The organism is Micromonospora sp. NPDC048930, assembly GCF_043197935.1.
GTDB lineage: Bacteria > Actinomycetota > Actinomycetes > Mycobacteriales > Micromonosporaceae > Micromonospora.
The window spans coordinates 967,787-987,315 of the sequence record NZ_JBICUB010000001.1 but is presented as its reverse complement, the minus strand read 5'-3'; the positions used below and the strand labels follow the sequence as shown (position 1 = coordinate 987,315).

Sequence of the window (19,529 nt, the reverse complement as noted above, 5' to 3'; positions counted from 1 at the left end):
CCGCCGCGCTGGCTCGGCGCCGGGACTTTGGTCCCGGTACCTCGGGACCGCAGCCTCCCGATCTTCGGGTTGATATCGCGGACGCTGGTCGGCAAGGCACGCTGCCGCGTGCCGTCGACGGCTCCCGGGTTGTCGTCCGCGCCACACCGAAGGAGTGACCGACGTGTCACCGCACCGCCTGCCAGACGCCGCCCGCACCCCTGCGACGGACCAGGTACCCGGTGCGGCGCCGCTGCTGGCCGCCCGTCGGTTCCTGACCAGGGAGACCGTCGGCGACCACGGCCGGACGCTACACCAGGTCGACGGCAACGAGTGGGATCACTTCTACCGGGACCGGTGGCGGTACGACCGGGTGGTGCGCTCCACCCACGGCGTCAACTGCACGGGCTCGTGCTCGTGGAACGTCTTCGTCAAGGACGGCCTGATCACCTGGGAGCACCAGGCCACCGACTACCCGACCACCGGCCCGGACTCGCCGGACTACGAGCCGCGCGGCTGCCCCCGAGGGGCGTCCTTCTCCTGGTACGAGTACTCGCCGTCACGGGTGCGCCACCCGTACGTGCGGGGCGTGCTGGCCGAGATGTTCCGCGACGGCCTGCGGCGCCTGGGTGACCCGGTGGCGGCCTGGGCCGAGATCGTGGAGAACCCGCTCAAGGCCCGCGCGTACAAGACCCAGCGGGGACGGGGTGGCTTCGTGCGCGCCAGCTGGGACGAGGTGATCACGATGGTCGCCGCCGCCCACGTCTACACGACCAGGACGTACGGGCCGGACCGCGTCGTGGGCTTCTCGCCGATCCCGGCGATGTCGATGGCGTCCTTCGCCGCCGGCACCCGCTACCACGCCCTGCTCGGCGGCACCCTGTTGAGCTTCTACGACTGGTACGCCGACCTGCCGGTCGCCTCGCCGCAGATCTGGGGCGACCAGACCGACGTGCCCGAGGCCGGCGACTGGTGGAACTCCACCTACCTGATGATGTGGGGCTCGAACATCCCGGTGACCCGCACCCCGGACGCCCACTTCCTGGCCGAGGCCCGCTACCGCGGCACCAAGGTGGTCGCGGTCAGCCCCGACTACGCCGACAACGTCAAGTTCGCCGACGACTGGCTGGCGCCGCATCCGGGCACCGACGGGGCGCTGGCGATGGCCATGGGCCACGTCGTGCTCACCGAGTTCTTCCGGGACCGCACGGTGCCCTACTTCGTCGACTACGTGCGCCGCTACACCGACCTGCCCTTCCTGGTCACCCTTCGCCGGTCCGGGAGCGGCGCGTGGGCCGCGGACCGCTTTCTCACCGCGTCCGACCTGGGTGAGGCCGACGGCGCGCACAAGACCGTCCTGGTCGACGAGCGCACGGGTGAGCTGGTCGTCCCGAACGGGTCGCTGGGCTTCCGGTACGGCGAGGCCGGCGAGGGCCGCTGGAACCTCGACCTCGGCGACGTGGTCCCGGCGCTGGGGCTGCTCGACCTCACCGACGAGGCGGTCGAGATCGACCTGGCCCGGTTCGACGTCGGCGACACCGAGGGCGGCGCCACCATGCGCCGCGGCGTGCCCGTCATGCACGTCGGCGAGCACCTGGTCACCTCGGTCCACGACCTGGTCATGGCCCAGTACGGGGTCCGCCGTGGCGACCTGCCGGGCGAGTGGCCCACCGGGTACGACGACGCGGACGCGCCGAACACGCCGGCCTGGCAGGAACGGATCACCGGCGTGCCGGCGGCGCTGGCCGCGCGCATCGGCCGGGAGTTCGCCCGCAACGCCGAGCGCAGCCGAGGCCGGTCGCTGATCGTCCTGGGCGCCGGCGCCAACCAGTGGTTCCACTCCGACATGACCTACCGGGCATTCATCTCCCTGGTCACCCTGACCGGCTGCCAGGGCGTCAACGGTGGCGGCTGGGCGCACTACGTCGGGCAGGAGAAGGCCCGACCGATCACCGGCCAGCAGCACATGTCCTTCGCGTTCGACTGGCAGCGCCCGATGCGGCACCAGGCCAGCACCCCGTTCTGGTACCTGCACACCGACCAGTGGCGCTACGAGCGGGTGCCGGCCGACGAGTTGTCCTCGCCGCTGGGCACCGGCCGGTTCGCCGGTATGTCCTTCGCGGACACCGTCGCCGCCGCGCAGCGGATGGGCTGGAGCCCCGGCCATCCGGCGTTCAACCGTAACCCCCTCGACCTGACCGACGAGGCGGCGGCGGCCGGCGTGCCGGTGCGGGAGCACATCGTCGCCGAGCTGAAGGCGGGCCGGCTGCGCGGCGTGGCCGAGGACCCGGACGACCCGGCGAACTTCCCGCGCTGCCTGACCCTGTGGCGGGCCAACCTGCTGGGCTCGTCCGGCAAGGGCAACGAGTACTTCCTGCGGCACCTGCTCGGGGTGGACTCGTCGGCCAGCGCCGAGGAGTGCGACCCCGACCACCGGCCGCGCGACGTGGTCTGGCGCGAGGAGGCGCCGACCGGCAAGCTCGACCTGCTCACCGCGATCGACTTCCGGATGACCAACACCGGCCTGCACGCCGACGTGGTGCTGCCCGCCGCCACCTGGTACGAGAAGCACGACATCTCCACCACGGACATGCACCCGTTCGTGCACGCGTTCAGCCCGGCCGTCGACCCGCCCGCCGACGCGCACACCGACTACGACACCTTCCTCGCCCTGGCCGACAAGGTCAGCGAGCTGGCCGTCACCCACCTCGGGGTGCGCCGCGACGTGCTGGCCGTGCCGCTGCAGCACGACACCCCGGACGAGCTGGCCATGCCGGGCGGCCGGGTGCGGGACTGGAAGGCGGGCGACTGCGAGCCGGTGCCGGGCGCCACCATGCCGAAGCTCATCGAGATCGAGCGGGACTACCGGCAGATCGGCGCGAAGATGCGGGCCCTCGGCCCGCTGCTCGACACGCTGGGCACCACCACCAAGGCGCTCACCGTCGACGTCACCGCCGAAGTGGAGTACCTGCGGCACCAGAACGGGGTGGTCACCGACGGGCCCTTCGCCGGACGGCCGTCGCTGGCCACCGCCGACCGCATGTGCGAGGCGATCCTGGCCCTGTCGGGCACCACCAACGGTCGGGTGGCCGCAGCCGGCTTCGACGCGCTGGAGAAGCGGACCGGCCAGCCGTTCGCGGACCTGATCGCCGGGCACGAGCACGACCGGATCACATACCCGGACACCCAGCGGTCGCCGCAGCCGGTCTTCACCAGCCCGGAATGGTCCGGCTCGGAGAAGGGCGGCCGCCGCTACTCGCCGTTCACCCTCAACGTGGAGCGGCTCAAGCCCTGGCACACGATCACCGGCCGGCAGCACTTCTTCGTCGAACACGACTGGGTGGCCGAGCTGGGGGAGCAGCTGCCGGCCTTCCGCCCGCCGCTGAACATGGCCCGGCACTTCGGCAGGCCGGGCGAGCTGGTCGACGGCGGGTTGACCGTACGCTTCCTGACCCCGCACGCGAAGTGGTCGATCCACTCGATGTACCACGACAACGAGCTGATGCTGGCGCTGTCCCGGGGCGGGCCGGTGATCTGGATGAGCGTGCCGGACGCCGCCAAGATCGGCGTACGGGACAACGACTGGATCGAGGCGCACAACCGCAACGGCGTCGTGGTGGCCCGGGCCGTGGTCAGCCACCGGATGCCCGAGGGCACCGTCTTCCAGTACCACTCGCCCGAGCGCACGGTCAACGTACCCAAGGCGGAGAAGAGCGGCCGCCGGGGCGGCTACCACAACTCGATGACCCGGCTGCTGGTCAAGCCCACCCACCTCGCCGGTGGACACGCCCAGCTCACCTACGCCTTCAACTACTACGGCCCGATCGGCAGCCAGCGCGACGAGATCACCGTGATCCGCCGCCGCGCGCAGGAGGTGGAGTACTGATGAAGATCCGTGCGCAGGTCGCCATGGTGATGAACCTGGACAAGTGCATCGGTTGCCACACCTGCTCCGTCACCTGCAAGCAGACCTGGACCAACCGGGAGGGCACCGAGTACGTCTGGTTCAACAACGTCGAGACCAAGCCGGGCATCGGCTACCCGAAGCACTACGAGGACCAGGACCGCTGGCACGGCGGCTGGCAGCTCGACGACAAGGGCCGACTGAAGCTGCGCTCCGGCGGCCGGATCAAGCGGCTCAGCCGACTGTTCGCCAACCCGGACCTGCCGTCGATCGACGACTACTACGAGCCGGTGACCTTCGACAAGGACATCCTGGTCAACGCGCCCGCCGGCCTGAAGGACACCCCGGTCAAGCGGCCCCACTCGGCGCTGACCGGCGAGCCGGTGGCGGTCAACTGGGGTGCCAACTGGGAGGACAGCCTGGGCGGAGCGCACGAGCACGCGGGCGGAGATCCCAACCTCGCCCGGATGCCGGGCGAGGCGGCGGCGAAGGTCAAGTTCGAGTTCGAGAAGACCTTCATGTTCCACCTGCCCCGCATCTGCGAGCACTGCCTCAACCCGGCGTGCGTGTCGGCCTGCCCCTCGGGCGCGATGTACAAGCGCGAGGAGGACGGCATCGTCCTCGTCGACCAGGACCGCTGCCGGGGCTGGCGGATGTGCGTGTCGGCCTGCCCCTACAAGAAGGTGTACGTCAACCACGCCACCGGCAAGGCGGAGAAGTGCACCTTCTGCTTCCCCCGGATCGAGGCGGGACAGCCGACCATCTGCTCGGAAACCTGCGTGGGCCGGCTGCGGTACCTGGGCATCGTCCTGTACGACGAGGACGCCGTGCTCGCCGCCGCCTCGGTGGCCGACGAGCGTGACCTGCTCGACGCCCAGCGCGCCGTGTTCCTCGACCCCGCCGACCCGGCCGTGCGGCAGGCCGCCCGGGAGGCCGGCATGCCGCAGGACTGGCTGGACGCCGCCGAACGGTCCCCGGTCTGGCGGCTGATCAGCGAGTACCAGGTGGCCCTGCCGCTGCACCCGGAGTACCGGACGCTGCCCATGGTCTGGTACATCCCGCCGCTGTCGCCGGTGCTCGACGCCGTCGGCGAGGCCGGGCGGGACGACACCGACGCCGACGACGTCTTCCACACCATCCGCGAGCTGCGCATCCCGGTGGAGTACCTGGCCGAGCTGTTCACCGCCGGCGACGTCGAGGCGGTCGCCGGCGTCCTGATGAAGCTCGCCGCCATGCGCTCCTACATGCGCGCCCGCACCCTCGACGGCACGGTCGCGACCGACCTGCTCGACGGCATCGGCATGACCGCGGACCAGGTGGAGGCCATGTACCGGCTGCTGGCCGTCGCCAAGTACGACGAGCGCTACGTCATCCCCGTCGCCCACACCAAGGACGCCGCCGCCCTCGAGGCCCAGGCCGCCGCCCAGCCCGACTGCGCGCTCGACTGCGCGGGCGGCCCGGGGATGACCACCGAAGCCGCCGTGCAGCGCTTCCACCTGGTCGACGGCGACGAGGTGCGCCCCGGACGCCCTGGCGTCCTCGGCCGCCGCGCCGACGGCCGACTCGGCCTCACCATCAACCCGCTGGGAGGCCGCTCATGACCGCCCCGACCGACCGGGCCCGCATCTTCGAGCTGGTCTCGCTGCTGCTCACGTACCCCGATGACGAGCTGCTGGGCGCGGGCGCCGAGCTTCGCGCGGCGGCCGCCCGGGTCGCGGACGAGACCGTACGCGGGCAGCTCGAGGAGTTCCTCGACTGGCTGCTGCACGCCACCCCGATCGAGGCGCAGCGGCACTACGTGCAGACCTTCGACCTGCGCCGCCGCTCCGGTCTCTACCTCACGTACTACCTGCACGGGGACACCCGCAAGCGGGGGATGGCGCTGCTGGTGCTCAAGCAGCGGTACCGGGCGCACGGCCTGCGGCTCGCCGACGGGGAGCTGCCCGACCTGCTGCCGGTGGTGCTCGAGTTCGCCGCGACGGTGGGCCCGGGCGACGGCGAGGCGCCGCTGCGCGAGCACCGGCAGGGCATCGAGCTGCTCCGCGCCGCGCTGGCCGAGTCCGGCACCCCGTACCGGTTGCTGCTGGACGCCGTCTGTGCCGTGCTGCCCGAACTCACCGACGCGGACCGGGCCGCCGTCGCGGCGCTCGCGGTCGACGGACCGCCGGTGGAGACCGTCGGCCTGGAGTCCCTCGGCCACGGTCCCGACCTGCACGCCGCCGCGCTCGCCCCCTACCCCGCCTGCTCCCCGTCGGAGGTCGCACGATGAGCACCCTCGTCTGGATCGTCCTGCCGTACCTGTGCCTCGCGGTCTTCGTCGCCGGCCACGTCTGGCGCTGGCGTCACGACCAGTTCGGCTGGACCACGCACACCAGCCAACTGCTGGAGAGCCGGCTGCTGCGGCTCGGCTCGCCGCTGTTCCACCTGGGCGCCTTCGGCGTCATCGGCGGGCACGCCATGGGTCTGGTCGTGCCCGCGTCGGTGACCGGGAAGGTCGGGATCAGCGAGCACGTCTACCACCTCACCGCGGTGTGGGGCGGCACGGTGACCGGCGTGATGCTGGTCGCCGGCCTGGCGCTGCTGATCGCCCGGCGCTTCGTCAACGGGCGGGTCCGCCACGCCACCACCACCATGGACAAGGTGCTCTACGCCGCGCTGGCCGCCATGGTGGCGCTCGGCATGACCGCCACGGTGGGCACGAACCTGCTCGGCGAGGGCTACGACTACCGGGAGACGATCGCCGTCTGGTTCCGGGGGATCTTCTGGTTCCAGCCCGACCCGGCGCTGATGAGCGAGGCACCGCTGGTCTACCAGCTGCACGCGATCGGCGGCTTCCTGTTCCTGGCGCTGTGGCCGTTCACCCGGCTGGTGCACGTCTGGTCCGCGCCGCTGGCGTACCTGTGGCGTCCGTACGTCGTCTACCGCGCCCGGCGGGGCGCGGTGCCCCCGGCGCAGCCCTCCCCGGCCGCGCTGCGCGACGCCGCCCGCCTGCCCATCTCGAGCGGCCGGCCCTGATCCCCGAGCCGGCCGTCGTACGGTGTGAGGGTCGACAGCGGTGGTGGAGGTGACATGGAAGAGGACTACCTGCCCGGCATCTACGTGCAGTTCCTGGAGCGCTTCCCGGAGGTCGCGGAGGCGCAGGGCGCGCTGGCGCGCACGATCCGCGAGCGGAACCCGTTCGACGACCGGACCGACCGGCTGATCAAGCTGGCGATGGCGATCGGCGCCGAGGCCGAAGGCGCGGTCCGGTCCAACGTCCGTAAGGCCATGGCCCACGGGGCGAGCCTGGACGAGGTACGTGCCGTCGCCCTCGCCGCCATCACCACCTGCGGCTTCCCGACCGCCATCGCGGCGCTGAACTGGATCGAGGACGTCACGGCGGCAGCCGCTGACTCCTGACGACGGCGGGGTCCCGGACCGGCCCCTCCTGAACCCCACCCGATGGTGGCGGCGGCCGGAACCCCCCTCCGGCCGCCGCCACCGCAGGTACGCGAGTGGTTCGGCCCCGGCACTCGCCGAGTGCCGGGGCCGAGCGGAGTCGCGGGCTGTGCTCACCGCCCCAGGCGGAGCAGTCCCACCGGAGCCGTGCCCCGCCAACCGGTCGGCACCACGGCGAAGGCGTCCGCGCCGGCGGCGCCGCTCAGTTGGCCGGACTGGCCGCCCTCGACGACGTGCAGGACCTGCGCCGACCGTCGGACCGGCAGGATCCGGGTGTGCCGCTCATCGGCCGGCGGCGCACCGACGAGCGTCCCGGTCTCCAGTTCGGTCAGCGGCAACCCGGTGAGCCCGGCCAGCAGCGGTTCCACCAGGGTGAGCGCCGCGACGAGCGCGGCGTACGGGTTGCCGGGCAGCCCGACGATCCACTTCTGTCCCACCTGGGCGAGCACCTGCGGGTGGCCCGGCCGGCATGCGACGCCGTCGATGTGCACCGTGGCGCGGAGATCGTGCAACGCATCGTGCAGTCCGTCCGCGGGCCCGACCGACGAGGCGCCGCACACGATCGTCACGTCCGCGTCGCTGGTGCTGTCGGCGACCGCGGCGGCGAACCAGTCGGGCTCGTCGCCGACCATGCGGGAGTCGAGCAGCTCTGCCCGCCATGACGTCAGCAGCGGCGGCAGCATCGGACCGATCGCGTCCCGGACCTGTCCCCAGCGGGGCGGTCCGGCGGCCACCAGCTCGTTCCCGCTGACCACCATCCGTACTCTCGGCCGGGCGCGCACGGTGAGCGTGTCGAGACCGACGCTGGCGGCCAGGCCCAGCGCCGGCGCCGTGATGGCGCTGCCCGCGGGAAGGAGCTCCTGCCCCCGGCGGGCGTACTCGCCGCGGCGCCGGACATGCGGGCGGTCGCCCGGCGGCGCCCACACCGTGTCACCGCGGCGCTCCGCGGTCTCGTAGGGCACCACACGCTCCGTCCCCTCGGGTACGGGAGCGCCGGTGGCGACCTCGACGGCGGTCTGCGCGGCCAGCGGCGGCGGGACGTGGGTGTGGCCGGCGAGCACCCGGGCGACGACCCGCCACGGACCGGGGCCGCGCACGGCGTACCCGTCCATGGCGGCGTTGTCGAAGCCCGGTGACGGCACCTCCGCGCGAAGCGGTGCCGCCAGGGCGCGGCCGGCCGCCGACGCCAGCGGCACCTCCTCCGCGGGCAGGGGAGAGGGCAGGTCGTGGGCGAGGCGGCGCGCCTCCGCCCACCCGGTGCTCCGGGCCCGCTGCTCCTTGGGCCGCGGCGCGGCGGCGGTGGTCACCGCGTCTCCGGCCGAACCAGGGCGGCGACGGCGACCCGCGCCACGTCCGGGTCCGCGCCGCGCCCGACGGCCACCCCGATCAGGTACGCGGCCAGTGGCGCCGCCGGCCGGCAGACGCCGTGCGCGGTGTCCCGGACCAGGTCCAGGACCGCCCGGCACTCGTCGGTCGAGGGGGCCGGCAGGTCGAGCGCCGCCGCGGCGGTGGTGAGCCAGTCGGTCAGCTTCGGGTCGCTCATCGGAATTGCGGCGTGGAAGCCCGGCCGTTTAGGGCAGGAAGGACACGCCGCCGCCTCCCCTCGATGCTTGTCTTACATGGACGGTCGCTAGACTGTGAGGCATGGGTGAGGTGGTGAAGCGGGCTTACAAGTACCGCTTCTACCCGACCCCTGAACAGGCGGGGCAGTTGAACCGGACCTTCGGGTGCGTGCGTCTGGTATACAACCGGGCGTTGGAGGCCCGCACTCGGGCGTGGGGGGTTGACCGTCAGCGCACCACGTACGTTCAGTCGTCGGCGTGGCTGACGGAGTGGAAGCGCACCGATGACCTGGCGTTCCTGAACGAGGTGTCGTCGGTGCCGTTGCAGCAGACGTTGCGGCATCTGCAGGCCGGGTTCGCGGCGTTCTGGGACAAGCGGTCCCGGTACCCGAGGTTCAAGTCCAAGCGCAAGTCGCGGGCGTCGGCGGAGTACACCCGCTCCGCGTTCCGCTGGCGTGACGGTCAGCTCACTTTGGCCAAGATGGACGCCCCGCTGAACATCGTCTGGTCGCGGCCCCTGCCCGAGGGGGCGGAGCCCTCCACGGTCACCGTGTCCCGCGACGCCGCCGGCCGGTGGTTCGTGTCCCTGCTGGTCGAGGACCCGACGGTGAAGACGCTGCCGCCGGTCACGGCCGAGGTTGGAGTGGACGCGGGCATCACCAGTCTGCTCACCCTGTCCCACCCTCTTGCCGGAATGAGCGACGAGCAGGGCAAGGTGGCCAACCCGCGTTACGGGCAGGCCGACCGGCGCAAGCTGGCCAAGGCGCAGCGGAACCTGGCCCGCAAACAGGACGGCTCCGCGAACCGGGCGAAGGCCCGGCTCAAGGTGGCCCGGATTCATGCCGGTATCGCCGACCGGCGGCGGGACCACCTGCACAAGCTGACCACCCGACTCGTCCGTGAGACCCAAACGGTCGTGATCGAAGACCTCAGCGTGCGTAACATGCTCCGCAACCGCCGCCTGGCCCGCGTCATCTCCGACGCGGCCTGGTCCCAGTTCCGCAGCATGCTGGAGTACAAAGCCCAGTGGTACGGGCGTGAGGTGATCCCCGTCGACCGGTGGTACCCGTCGTCCAAGACCTGCTCGGCATGCGGGCGAATCAACACCACGCTCGCCCTCAACGTGCGCACCTGGACGTGCCCGGGCTGCGGGGTCGAGCACGACCGGGACATCAACGCTGCACGCAACATCCTCGCCGCCGGGCTGGCGGAGAGGTAAAACGCCTGCGGAGCTGATGTAAGACCTCAAGGGAAACCTCCCGGAAAGGCAGTCGGCGACGAAACAGGAAACCTCACGGGCGACCGTAGGAATCCCGGCCCCTTCAGGGCCGGGAGGATGTCAACGAATCTCCTTGCGGGTCAGCCGCCGGCGAACGGCGGAAGCACGTCGACCGTGGCCGGTGACGGCAGAACGGCGTGCCGGTCACGCCACTGGGTGCCGTTCACGAGGAAGCTGCAGGTTCGCAGTGCGGCCCGCAGCCTCGGCCCGTGTGCCTCACCCATCCGGTCGAGCAGCTCTGCCAGGGTGCTCGCCGGGTGGTCCTCCTCCGACGTTCCGGCGGCGGCACGGGTGCCGCCGAAGTACCGCACCCGGATGCCGGTCACCGGGCCCGCGTCGTGCCGGTCACCCGGCTCGTAGCTCGTCGACATACGCACTCCCACAGACAGCATCGAGGTCCGCGCCGGCCGGTCCCAGGGACACGTCGCCGGAGGTCGCCCCAGCCAGCCTGCCGGCGCGCTACGCCGCCGGACCGGGCCGAAGGTCCCGAGATGGTGGGGCGTTTCTGCCCCTGGTCGGTCCCGGCCCGGGACAGCTGGGGCCAGGTGGCCCGCCGACCCGGGTCACCGGTCCCTGGCCCGTGGCGTTCCCGCGAGGCAGCGTCCCGGTCGTGACACACGCGATCACGGCGAGCGAACCGCAGCGCCCGGAGCGGGCGGGCAGGTCCGTGCGGCTACCCCGGCAGGACGTGCGGGAGCGGCCCTTCATCGTCATCTGGGAGGCCAGTCAGGCGTGTCCGCTGGCCTGCCTGCACTGCCGCGCCTCGGCGCGCCCGCTGCGTGACCCCGCCGAACTCGACACCGAGGAGGCCACCACGCTCATGGCCCAGGTGGCGGCCTTCGGCCGCCCGGCACCGCTGTTCGTGATCACCGGTGGTGACCCGTTCCAGCGACCGGACCTGGCGGAACTCGTGCGCCGGGGCACCGACCTGGGCCTGCCGGTCTCCGTCTCACCTTCCGGTACCCCGACCCTCACCCGGGCCGCCCTGGCCGGCCTCCGGGACGCCGGCGCCCGGGCCATCTCGCTGAGCGTGGACGCGGCCACCGCCGCCGGGCACGACGGCTTCCGGGGCGTGCCCGGTGTCTGGCAGCTCACCAACCGGGCCTGGCACGACGCGCTCGACCTGGGGCTCAAGGTCCAGATCAACACCACCGTCACCCGCGACACCGTGCCCGACCTGCCCGCGATCGCCGCCCACGTACGCGAGCGGGGAGCGTTGTTGTGGAGCGTCTTCTTCCTCGTGCCCACGGGGCGGGGCCGGGCGCTGGCCGGCCTGGACGCGGCGCAGACCGAGGACGTGCTGAACGTGCTCTACGACCTCGGCGAGACGGTGCCGGTGAAGACCACGGAGGCGCACCACTTCCGACGAGTCTGCCTGCAGCGTGACACGCTCGCGCGGCGCGGGGAGGACCACGTGGCGGCGCTCGGGTTGGGGCCGATGTATCGGGACCTGCGCGCCCGACTGCGGGAGCACGGACTGGTCGGCCGGGCCGACCGGGTGCGTCGGGCGCCGCTGCGGGTCAGCGCCGGCAACGGCTTCGTCTTCGTCTCGCACCGCGGGGACGTCCACCCCAGCGGGTTCCTCCCGGTGCCGGCCGGCAACGTACGGCAGCGGTCGCTGGTGGACATCTACCGCGACTCCGAGCTGTTCACCGGTCTGCGCGACCCGGGACGGCTGCGGGGCCGCTGCGGTGCCTGCGAGTTCCGGGCCGTCTGCGGAGGGTCCCGCGCCCGGGCGTACGCGATGACCGGCGACGTCTGGGGCGAGGACCCGTCGTGCGGCTACCGGCCCGGGACGTTCCCCGGCGCGGACGGGCTCGCCCTCGATACCTGAGCCGCCACGGCCGTCCGGCCCGTTCCGGCCGGGCCTTCCGCCGCTGCCGACGGCGGTTCCACCGGGCCACGCTCAGCCATGATCTCCGTACGAGAGGCGGCCTTCGACGTCTTCCGGTCGCATCACCTGACCACCGTGTTCGGCAATCCCGGCTCGACCGAGCTACCCATGATCGCCGACCTTCCCCCGGACTTCCGCTACGTCCTCGGCCTGCAGGAGGGTGTGGTGGTCGGGATGGCCGACGGCTACGCGCAGGCCACCGGGCGCCCCGCGCTGGTCAACCTGCACAGCGCGCCGGGCGTGGCGACCGCGATGGGTGCGCTGGTGAACGCCGCCGCGGCCCGCACCCCGCTGGTGCTGACCGCCGGGCAGCAGGTTCGGGCCCTGCTCACCGGGCCCGCGCTGCTGACCAACCCGGAGCCGACCGTGCTGCCCCGGCCCCTGGTGAAGTGGAGCGTCGAGCCGCCCCGGCCGCAGGACGTCCCCGCTGCCCTGGCCCGGGCCGCGCACCTGGCCGCCCTGCCGCCGCGCGGGCCCGTGCTGGTCTCGCTGCCGATGGACGACTGGACGGCGGAGGTCGAGGTCGACCGGGTACGCGTGCTCGCCGAGCGGCGTGTCATCGTCGGCGGCGGCGTCGACGTCGACCTCGTCCGACACCTCGCCGCCCGGCTGGCCGCCGCCCGCTCGCCGGTGCTCCTCGTCGGCGCGGGCCTGGACAGCCCGGCGGGGTGGGCGGCGGCGGTCCGGCTGGCGGACCGGTGCCGGCTGCCGGTCCACTGGGCGCCGCTGGAGCCGCGGTGCGGCTTCCCCACCACTCACCCGGCGTTCCAGGGCGTCCTACCGGCGACCGAGGCCGGCGTGGGCAAGGCGCTGCGCGGGCACGACCTCGTCCTGGTGGCGGGGGCCAGCGCGTTCCGCTACTACCTCTACTTGCCGGGCCAGCTGTTGGGACCCGACGCCGAGCTGGTGCTGCTCACCGACGACCCGGACGAGGCGGCACGCGCGAGCCTCGGGCAGGCGGTGCTGACCGATCCGGTGGCCGTGCTGGCGATGCTGGCCGAGCAGGCCGGTGCGCGGACCGCGCCCCGCGTTCCGGGGCCCCGCCCGCAGCCGGTCGAGGACCCGGCCGGTCGGCTGAGCGCCGCCGGCGCCTACGCGGCCGTCGCCCGCGTGCTGTCGCCGGACGGTGTGCTGGTCTGCGAGTCCGTGTCGAACATGCGTGACTGCCAGGATCAGATCCGCCTGCGCCGCCCCGGCAGCTACTACAGCCCGGCCGGGGCGAGCCTCGGCTTCGGCGTTCCCGCCGCGATCGGCGTGCAAATGGCGCAGCCGGACCGGCCGGTGACGGCCGTGGTCGGTGACGGGGCGTTCCAGTACGCGCTGCCGGCGCTCTGGACCGCCGTCCGGTACGACGTGCCGGTGACCGTCGTCGTGCTGCGCAACGACCGTTACGCGGTGCTGGAGGACTACCGGGACTTCCTCGGGCTGGGCGAGGTGCCCGGTCTGCGGGTGCCCGGCATCGACACCGTGGCCCTGGCCCGGGCGTACGGGGTGACGGCACGGCGGGCGGCGGACGGCGGAGAGCTGGCGGCCGCCCTGCGGGAGGGCCTGGACCGGCCCGGCCCGACCTTGATCGAGGTGCCGATCGACGGCGCCGCGGAGAAGCACTGGTGAGAAGGGAAGCCCTGTGACGCAGCCGAGTGATTCCCGGACGGAGACCGACGATCCCGGGGGCGGCCGGGACCGCGAGTCCCGTCGCCGGTCGCGGCGTGACCTGCCGGTCGTGTACTCGTGTTCCGGATGTTCGAGCGCCGCGCAGCTCGCCAATGCCCTCGCCGTCCGTCTCGACCGGTCCGGTCTGGCCGAGATGTCGTGCGTCGCCGGCCTCGGCGGCGACGTGGCGCCGCTGCTGCGGTTGGCCCGCTCCGGCCGTCCCCTCCTGGCGCTGGACGGCTGCCCGCTGGTCTGCGTGGCCGCGACCCTGCGTCGGCACGGGCTCACCCCGGACGGGCACGTCGTGCTCAGCGACCACGGGGTACGCAAGCGCCGGCACGTCGACCCCGACGACGCGGACCTGCGTCGGTTGTGGCCGCTGGTCACCGACGCGGCGCGGGGCTGCGCGTCGTCGAAACCCGACCGGCCGGGACCTGGGTCCCGATCGATGTCGGGACCTGCTGCCCTCCCGGGCGGCTGATCGCACGGAGCAAGGTCTTCGTATGATCACCCTCCTCACCCTCGCCGGCGTGCTGCTGCTGGTCGCCGGACCGTTCATGATCGCCCAGGGCGTCCTCGGCCGGCGCGGCGTCGCCCACGAGCTGACCAGTCAGCGGATCGCCTTTCCGGCCACCGGCCTGCCGGCGCCGCTCGCCCGGTACGCCCGTTCCCCGGTGCGCACGGGGATCCAGGCCCGCGCCTACTCGGAGCTCATCGCCGACCACGTGGCCCAGGCCACCGGCGGCCGGACGTACGCGGAGATCGCCGAGGAGTGCATGGGCGCGGGCCGCGGGGACCAGCGGCTCGACCGGCTGCGGCAGACCGCCTTCATGGGGGAGACCCTGCGTGGGGCGTTGCTCGGGGCCTACCAGGCGTGGCAGGTGGCCGCCCTGGTCACGGGGTTGGGCGCGCTGGTGATGCTGATCGGGGCGGTCTTCCTCGTCCTCGCCGCCCACCTGCGCTGATCCGCGGTCCCGGCCCGGGTGGGGCCGGGACCCCAGCCACGTCAGGCAGGCGGACGCGGGCGGCGGGAACAGCGGGGTTCCCGGGCAGGGGAGGGGCCGGCGCCACGGCGACCGGCCCCTCGGGCAGGACCGGCGGGCGGGCGCGGCCACCTCGCCCGCTCCGGCGAGGTGGCGGGAGCGCCGGGTCAGGCGGGGCGACCCGGTTGGTGGAAGGCGTATCGGACGTGGCCGCCCGCCATCGGTACGGCGAGCCGGCTCCGAGCCCGGACGTGCCGGGTTCGCCGGTGCGGGCTCGCGCTCACCGGGCGTCCGTCCCGGCCGGGGTGATCCGGTCCCAGGCGGGAATGGGCAGCGCGATCACCGCGGCGGGGAACAGCCCGTGCTCCTCGTTGTCGATGTGCCGGTGCAGCCGGTCCAGCGCGGCGAGCATCGCCGGCCAGTCCGGCGCGGCGCGGTCGATGCCGCCGAGCACCTCGTGGATGTCCCGGTGCTCGGCGCACAGCTGGGTGACCGCCTCGGCGAGGCTGCCCTCGGCGCGCAGCTCGGCGAAGAGCCCGTCCTCCTCGGTGGTGGTGTGCGGCAGCAGCAGGGCAAGCAGCTCGTCGAGCGCGGCCAGGGCGGCCGGCGTGCCGGAACCGATGGCGGTGCGCAGGCGGCCGGCGGCGTTGGCGATCGCCTCGTGCTCGGCGGAGAGCCGGCCGATCAGCGGAAAGTCCCGGCAACCGCAGTAGTTGCACACGAACCCCACCTCCCCTCGACCGTGTCCAGGCTGCCCGGCGGGAACCGCTCGGAACAGGGTCGAAGGACCCGGCGGGCCGGGACGGCGGGCCCTGACCACACCGTCCCGGCACCGGCAGACTTGCTCAGGCCGGGACCGGCTGCCGGGACAGCCGGACCTGCCAGGTGTCCGGGCCGTCCTGGAGCCACTCGGCGAGCATGCCGCCCCGGTAGCGGACCTCGATCTCGGCGAGCAGCGGTCGGGGTGCGTGCGGGGCGACGAGCACCAGCGCCCCGCCGACCGGCAGCGCGTCCAGCGCGGCCAGCACGGTCGCGTGCCGGCGGTCGTGCGGCAGCAGCCGGACGTCCAGCCGGGGGTCGATGCTCAACAGCGGCGCCGGGGCGTCCGCCGGGGCGCGGTCGCCACCGCACCCGCAGGTCCCGCCGCAGCCACCCGCCGAATCCGAGGAGCCCAGCAGATCGTGCATGCCGTCGAGCAGCGTCGCCAGGGACACGTCGGCGGCGTCCACCAGCAGCGGGACGATCAGATCGTTCTCCTTGGCGAGGTGGACGGCGAGGACGCCGGCGAGGGCGCGCGCCGTGGCGGCCAGCCGTACCGGCTCCTGCGTGGCGTCGAGTTCGGCCACCAGGTCGCCGATTGCCGCGTGCTCCGCCCGCATGCCCCGGATCAGCAGCGCGGCTTCGGCTCGATCGGCGGCCACCGGGTACAGCGCGGTCTCCTCCGCGTTCGCGTGGGGCAGCAGCTCCTCGCGCAGCCAGCCGAGCAGGTCCGCGCGGGCGGCCTGCGTCCGTACGTCGTCTCCGTTCTCCGCTGCCGTCAGGAGCCGGCGGACGTGCCGGTCGAGCACGGCCGCGAGCTGGGCGTGGTGGCGGACCACGGCCTGGGCGGCGGTCCGGTCGGCGGTGGTGCGTGAGTGGGACATGAGGACTCCCCGGAGTTTTCACTACGAACGACGTTGTAACGTTAACTACCGTGGAAACCACGAGAACAGGGCCGATCGGCGAAATGATCGACACGCAGCGGCATCGGGCGCTGGGCACCGCGAGCCGGGTCTCCATCCTCGACATCGTCAGGGCCTCCGACGGTGGCGTGACCATCGCCGAGGTGGGGGAGCGGACCGGCCTGCACCCGTCTACCGCCCGCGCCCACCTCGATCGGCTGGTCGACGCCGGACTGCTCGTGAAGGCCCGGGCCAGCGGCGGCCAGCCGGGCAGGCCGGCCTGGCGCTACCGGATCGCCATCGCGGAGGCGCCGGCGCCCGCGCCGTACCGGGCCCTGGCCGCCGCCCTGCTCGACCACCTGTCCCGCCGCACCGGAGGTGACGTACGGGCCGAGGCCACCCGGGCCGGGCAGGACTGGGGCCGGCACCTGGCCGCGGCCACCCCACCCGGCGGGGACCCGACCGACGTCCTCCTCGGCGTGCTGCGCGGCCTCGGCTTCAGCCCCCGCGTGCACCACACCGACGCCGGCCGGACCGAGATCCACCTGCACACCTGTCCCTTCCTCGAACTGGTCAACCGCAACCCCGACGCGATCTGCAACCTGCACGTCGGAGTCGTGCGGGGGGCTCTCGAACACGCCGGAGCCCCGCCCGCCGGTGCCGTGGTCGAGCCGTTCGGCGCGCCGGACGCCTGCGTGGTCCGCCTGACCATGCCGGAGGTCAACCCCCGGGCCCGGCGCCGGCCGCCCGTCGACGCGGACCCCCGATGACCGCCCGGCCGGGCCGGCTGCGCTGGCGGGCCCCCGTCCTCGCCACCGGCGGATTCGCCCTGCTGACCGGCCTGTACGCCGCACTGCTGCTGCTCGACCTGCCGCTGCCCGCCCCGTCGGCGCCGCTGGAGCAGGTGCACGGCCCGCTGATGGTGCTCGGCTTCGTCGGCACCCTGGTGGCCCTGGAGCGGGCCGTGGCGCTCGGCTCTCGGTGGGCACTGCTCGCGCCGGCCTGCTCCGGGGTGGCCGCCCTCACTCTCGTCCTGACCGGTCCGACCCTGGCCGCGCGACTGCTGCTCATGCTCGCCGCGGTGCTGCTCCTGCTGATCTACCGCCGGCTCTGGCAGCGGCAGCCCGGTCCCGCGCTCCTGGCCCAGGGCCTCGGCGCGTTCGCCTGGTACGCCGCCACCCTCCTGTGGCTCGCCGGCGCCACGGTGCCGGAGTTCGTCCCGTGGCTGGCCACCTTCGTGGTGGCGACCATCGCCGGGGAACGCCTGGAACTGGCCCACCTCGCCCTACCCCGGTACGGCGTCCCCTGGTTCGGCGCCGCACTAGGCGCGCTCACCGCCGGGGTCACCGCGAGCACCCTCTGGCCCGGCGTCGGGGCGCAACTGTTCGGCGTCGGCCTGCTCGCCACCGTCGGGTGGCTGGTGGTCCACGACGTCGCCCGCCGCACCGCGCGCTCCGTTGGCCTGCCCCGCTACGTCGCGGTCGGGCTGCTGGCCGGGTACGCCTGGCTGGCGCTGGCCGGCCTGCTGTGGGCCGGTGCCGGCCCGGCCACCACCGGCCCCCGCTACGACGCCACCCTGCACGCCGTCTTCCTCGGTTTCACCATGTCGATGATCTTCGTGCACGCGCCGGTCATCCTGCCCGCGGTGCTGCGGCGGCCGTTGCCCTACCACCCCTGGCTGTACGCGCCGCTGGCCCTCCTGCACGCCAGCCTGCTGGCGCGGGTCGTCGTCGGTGACGCGCTGGGCGTACGACCGGTCTGGGTCGTCGCCGGCGTGCTCAACGTGCTGTCCGTGCTCGCCTTCCTCGCCTGCGTCCTGATCGGCGCCGGGAGCGCGGGTCGCGCCCGGCCCCGATCCGTCGCCCCCGCCGCGCCGGCCCTGGCGGGGCGTTGATGGACGTCCTCCCCTCGCGCCCGAGGACGCCGGACCCGGCGGCCGGGCGCATCCCACCGGCCACCCCCGCCGTCGGCGACGGCCAGGCTCGGGCCGCCGGGCGGTCGGCCTGGCACCGTCGGGCCGGACTCCTGCCGCTGGCGTACCTGGCGGGGCTCGTGGGCCTGGGATTCGTCCACCCGTTCCTGCCCATCTGGCGCTGGCTGGCGATCCACCTGCTCCTGCTCGGCGCCGTGACCAACGCGATCGTCATCTGGTCGGCGCACTTCAGCACGGCACTGCTGCGTACGCCGCCGCCCGCCCGCCGCCGGGGCGAGGCCCTCCGGCTGGCCGCGTTGAACGTCGGCGTGCTGGCCGTCCTGACCGGCGGGGCGGGCGACCGGCCGTGGCTCGGGGTGTCCGGCGCCGCCCTGGTCTTCGCCGCGCTGGTCGGGCACCTGGCCTGGCTCGCCGGCCACCTGCGCCGGGCGCTGCCCTCCCGCTTCCGGGTGACCGTCCACTACTACCTGGTCGCCGGCCTGGCGCTGCTCACCGGCATTCCGGTCGGCGCCGGGATGCTGGTGAGCGACGGCAGCCACCAGGCCCGACTGCTGCTGTTCCACGCCCACGTCAACCTGCTGGGCTGGATCACCCTCACGGTCCTCGGCACGCTGCTGACCCTCTGGCCGACCATGCTGCGCACCCGGATGGCCGACACCGCCGTGCGGGACGCCGTCCGGGCGCTGCCGCTGGCCGCCCTCGGGCTGGCGCTCCTCGGACTCGGCCTGCTCACCTGGTGGCGGATGGTCACCGCCGTGGGACTGGCGCTGTTCCTGCTCGGCGTGCTGGTGGCGGTGCGGCCGGCGGTGGCGGTGGCCCGCACCCGTCCCCCGTACGCCTTCGCGAGCTGGTCGCTGGCGGCCGCCACCGGATGGCTCCTGGTCGCCCTGGCGGTCGAGGCGGCCACCCTGCTGCCGGCCGCCGACGCCACCACGGCGGCGGACAACTTCGGCGTGGTGCTCGTTCCGCTGCTGGTGGGCTTCGTCGGACAGGTCCTCGTCGGATCGTTGAGCCACCTGCTGCCGGTGGTCCTGGGCGGCGGCCCCGGCCCGGCCCGAACCCGCGCCGCCCTGCTGGACCGGCACGGTCCGCAGCGGGTCGCGATGACCAACGCCGCCCTCGCGGTCTTCGCGCTGCCCAGCCCGCCGTACGTCCGCATCACCACGTCCCTGCTGATCCTCGCCGCGCTGGTGCAGTTCCTCGTGCCGGCCGCCCGGGTCCTGCTCACCACCCGGAGGTGACC

Annotated in this window: 18 protein-coding genes; 13 read left to right on the top strand and 5 right to left on the bottom strand. The window is 73.7% G+C overall.

Going from position 1 to position 19,529, the window contains the following annotated elements:
* Nucleotides 1-163: 163 nt before the first annotated feature.
* From ACGFI9_RS04210 to ACGFI9_RS04190, 5 genes are read left to right on the top strand one after another with little or no spacing between them, the layout of a single operon-like run.
* Complete coding sequence (locus ACGFI9_RS04210) at nt 164-3,865, top strand: nitrate reductase subunit alpha (protein ID WP_393174701.1); 3,702 nt, start codon at nt 164-166, stop codon at nt 3,863-3,865.
* The gene (narH, locus tag ACGFI9_RS04205; protein WP_393174699.1) at nt 3,865-5,484 is read left to right on the top strand and encodes a nitrate reductase subunit beta; all 1,620 of its coding nucleotides are present in this window, start codon (nt 3,865-3,867) and stop codon (nt 5,482-5,484) included. Before ACGFI9_RS04210 ends, narH begins: the two co-directional genes overlap by 1 nt.
* Nucleotides 5,481-6,152 carry a nitrate reductase molybdenum cofactor assembly chaperone gene (gene narJ, locus ACGFI9_RS04200; RefSeq protein WP_393174697.1) on the top strand — a complete coding sequence of 224 codons (672 nt, stop codon included), beginning with the start codon at nt 5,481-5,483 and terminating at the stop codon, nt 6,150-6,152. Before narH ends, narJ begins: the two co-directional genes overlap by 4 nt.
* The gene (gene narI / locus ACGFI9_RS04195; protein ID WP_393174695.1) at nt 6,149-6,898 is read left to right on the top strand and encodes a respiratory nitrate reductase subunit gamma; all 750 of its coding nucleotides are present in this window, start codon (nt 6,149-6,151) and stop codon (nt 6,896-6,898) included. Before narJ ends, narI begins: the two co-directional genes overlap by 4 nt.
* Before the next feature lie 54 nt (nt 6,899-6,952).
* Nucleotides 6,953-7,282 (top strand): carboxymuconolactone decarboxylase family protein, encoded by a 330-nt coding sequence (locus ACGFI9_RS04190; RefSeq protein ID WP_393174693.1) that lies wholly within the window; start codon nt 6,953-6,955, stop codon nt 7,280-7,282.
* 152 nt (nt 7,283-7,434) lie between these two features.
* Here ACGFI9_RS04190 and ACGFI9_RS04185 read toward each other — a convergent pair whose 3' ends face one another.
* Together ACGFI9_RS04185 and ACGFI9_RS04180 are read right to left on the bottom strand one after the other, a co-directional pair.
* The gene (locus ACGFI9_RS04185) at nt 7,435-8,628 is read right to left on the bottom strand and encodes a molybdopterin molybdotransferase MoeA (protein WP_393174691.1); all 1,194 of its coding nucleotides are present in this window, start codon (nt 8,626-8,628) and stop codon (nt 7,435-7,437) included.
* Entirely contained in the window at nt 8,625-8,864 is a 240-nt protein-coding gene (locus tag ACGFI9_RS04180; protein ID WP_393174689.1) for a DUF6457 domain-containing protein, read from the bottom strand. The genes ACGFI9_RS04185 and ACGFI9_RS04180 overlap by 4 nt, the downstream gene beginning before the upstream one ends.
* A 101-nt stretch (nt 8,865-8,965) precedes the next feature.
* Between ACGFI9_RS04180 and ACGFI9_RS04175 the strand changes: the two genes are divergently transcribed.
* On the top strand, nt 8,966-10,102 hold the full coding sequence (locus ACGFI9_RS04175; RefSeq protein ID WP_393174687.1) for an RNA-guided endonuclease InsQ/TnpB family protein: 1,137 nt from the start codon (nt 8,966-8,968) through the stop codon (nt 10,100-10,102).
* 140 nt (nt 10,103-10,242) lie between these two features.
* Here the strand turns inward: ACGFI9_RS04175 and ACGFI9_RS04170 are convergent, their stop codons facing one another.
* A complete protein-coding gene (locus ACGFI9_RS04170; RefSeq protein ID WP_393174685.1) occupies nt 10,243-10,533 on the bottom strand; it encodes a MoaD/ThiS family protein in 291 nt (96 codons plus the stop codon).
* A 296-nt stretch (nt 10,534-10,829) separates the two neighbouring features.
* Between ACGFI9_RS04170 and ACGFI9_RS04165 the strand changes: the two genes are divergently transcribed.
* From ACGFI9_RS04165 to ACGFI9_RS04150, 4 genes are all read left to right on the top strand, one after another.
* Complete coding sequence (locus ACGFI9_RS04165) at nt 10,830-11,996, top strand: TIGR04053 family radical SAM/SPASM domain-containing protein (protein ID WP_393175231.1); 1,167 nt, start codon at nt 10,830-10,832, stop codon at nt 11,994-11,996.
* Nucleotides 11,997-12,074: 78 nt separating this feature from the next.
* Nucleotides 12,075-13,670 carry a benzoylformate decarboxylase gene (mdlC, locus tag ACGFI9_RS04160; protein ID WP_393174683.1) on the top strand — a complete coding sequence of 532 codons (1,596 nt, stop codon included), beginning with the start codon at nt 12,075-12,077 and terminating at the stop codon, nt 13,668-13,670.
* 13 nt (nt 13,671-13,683) lie between these two features.
* A complete protein-coding gene (locus ACGFI9_RS04155; protein ID WP_393174681.1) occupies nt 13,684-14,190 on the top strand; it encodes a putative zinc-binding protein in 507 nt (168 codons plus the stop codon).
* Nucleotides 14,191-14,212: 22 nt separating this feature from the next.
* Complete coding sequence (locus tag ACGFI9_RS04150; protein WP_393174679.1) at nt 14,213-14,674, top strand: hypothetical protein; 462 nt, start codon at nt 14,213-14,215, stop codon at nt 14,672-14,674.
* Nucleotides 14,675-14,972: 298 nt separating this feature from the next.
* Here the strand turns inward: ACGFI9_RS04150 and ACGFI9_RS04145 are convergent, their stop codons facing one another.
* Together ACGFI9_RS04145 and ACGFI9_RS04140 are read right to left on the bottom strand one after the other, a co-directional pair.
* Nucleotides 14,973-15,413: a hemerythrin domain-containing protein gene (locus tag ACGFI9_RS04145; protein ID WP_393174677.1), complete on the bottom strand. Its 441-nt coding sequence runs from the start codon at nt 15,411-15,413 to the stop codon at nt 14,973-14,975.
* A 124-nt stretch (nt 15,414-15,537) separates the two neighbouring features.
* Nucleotides 15,538-16,335 (bottom strand): DUF2249 domain-containing protein, encoded by a 798-nt coding sequence (locus ACGFI9_RS04140; RefSeq protein WP_393174675.1) that lies wholly within the window; start codon nt 16,333-16,335, stop codon nt 15,538-15,540.
* An 83-nt stretch (nt 16,336-16,418) separates the two neighbouring features.
* On the opposite strand from ACGFI9_RS04140, the gene ACGFI9_RS04135 reads away from it, so the two are divergent.
* From ACGFI9_RS04135 to ACGFI9_RS04125, 3 genes are read left to right on the top strand one after another with little or no spacing between them, the layout of a single operon-like run.
* Entirely contained in the window at nt 16,419-17,123 is a 705-nt protein-coding gene (locus ACGFI9_RS04135; RefSeq protein WP_393174673.1) for a helix-turn-helix transcriptional regulator, read from the top strand.
* Entirely contained in the window at nt 17,120-18,247 is a 1,128-nt protein-coding gene (locus ACGFI9_RS04130; protein WP_393174671.1) for a hypothetical protein, read from the top strand. Before ACGFI9_RS04135 ends, ACGFI9_RS04130 begins: the two co-directional genes overlap by 4 nt.
* Nucleotides 18,247-19,527, top strand: coding sequence for a hypothetical protein (locus tag ACGFI9_RS04125; protein ID WP_393174669.1), 1,281 nt, complete (start codon nt 18,247-18,249; stop codon nt 19,525-19,527). Before ACGFI9_RS04130 ends, ACGFI9_RS04125 begins: the two co-directional genes overlap by 1 nt.
* Nucleotides 19,528-19,529: the final 2 nt, after the last annotated feature.

Bases quoted from the DNA above. Each gene is read 5' to 3' on its own strand.
- narH (WP_393174699.1), top strand. From the start codon at position 3,865: ATGAAGATCCGTGCGCAGGTCGCCATGGTGATGAACCTGGACAAGTGC.
- narJ (WP_393174697.1), top strand. From the start codon at position 5,481: ATGACCGCCCCGACCGACCGGGCCCGCATCTTCGAGCTGGTCTCGCTG.
- narI (WP_393174695.1), top strand. From the start codon at position 6,149: ATGAGCACCCTCGTCTGGATCGTCCTGCCGTACCTGTGCCTCGCGGTC.
- ACGFI9_RS04190 (WP_393174693.1), top strand. From the start codon at position 6,953: ATGGAAGAGGACTACCTGCCCGGCATCTACGTGCAGTTCCTGGAGCGC.
- ACGFI9_RS04180 (WP_393174689.1), bottom strand. From the start codon at position 8,864: ATGAGCGACCCGAAGCTGACCGACTGGCTCACCACCGCCGCGGCGGCG.
- ACGFI9_RS04175 (WP_393174687.1), top strand. From the start codon at position 8,966: ATGGGTGAGGTGGTGAAGCGGGCTTACAAGTACCGCTTCTACCCGACC.
- ACGFI9_RS04170 (WP_393174685.1), bottom strand. From the start codon at position 10,533: ATGTCGACGAGCTACGAGCCGGGTGACCGGCACGACGCGGGCCCGGTG.
- mdlC (WP_393174683.1), top strand. From the start codon at position 12,075: ATGATCTCCGTACGAGAGGCGGCCTTCGACGTCTTCCGGTCGCATCAC.
- ACGFI9_RS04150 (WP_393174679.1), top strand. From the start codon at position 14,213: ATGATCACCCTCCTCACCCTCGCCGGCGTGCTGCTGCTGGTCGCCGGA.
- ACGFI9_RS04140 (WP_393174675.1), bottom strand. From the start codon at position 16,335: ATGTCCCACTCACGCACCACCGCCGACCGGACCGCCGCCCAGGCCGTG.
- ACGFI9_RS04135 (WP_393174673.1), top strand. From the start codon at position 16,419: ATGATCGACACGCAGCGGCATCGGGCGCTGGGCACCGCGAGCCGGGTC.
- ACGFI9_RS04130 (WP_393174671.1), top strand. From the start codon at position 17,120: ATGACCGCCCGGCCGGGCCGGCTGCGCTGGCGGGCCCCCGTCCTCGCC.
- ACGFI9_RS04125 (WP_393174669.1), top strand. From the start codon at position 18,247: ATGGACGTCCTCCCCTCGCGCCCGAGGACGCCGGACCCGGCGGCCGGG.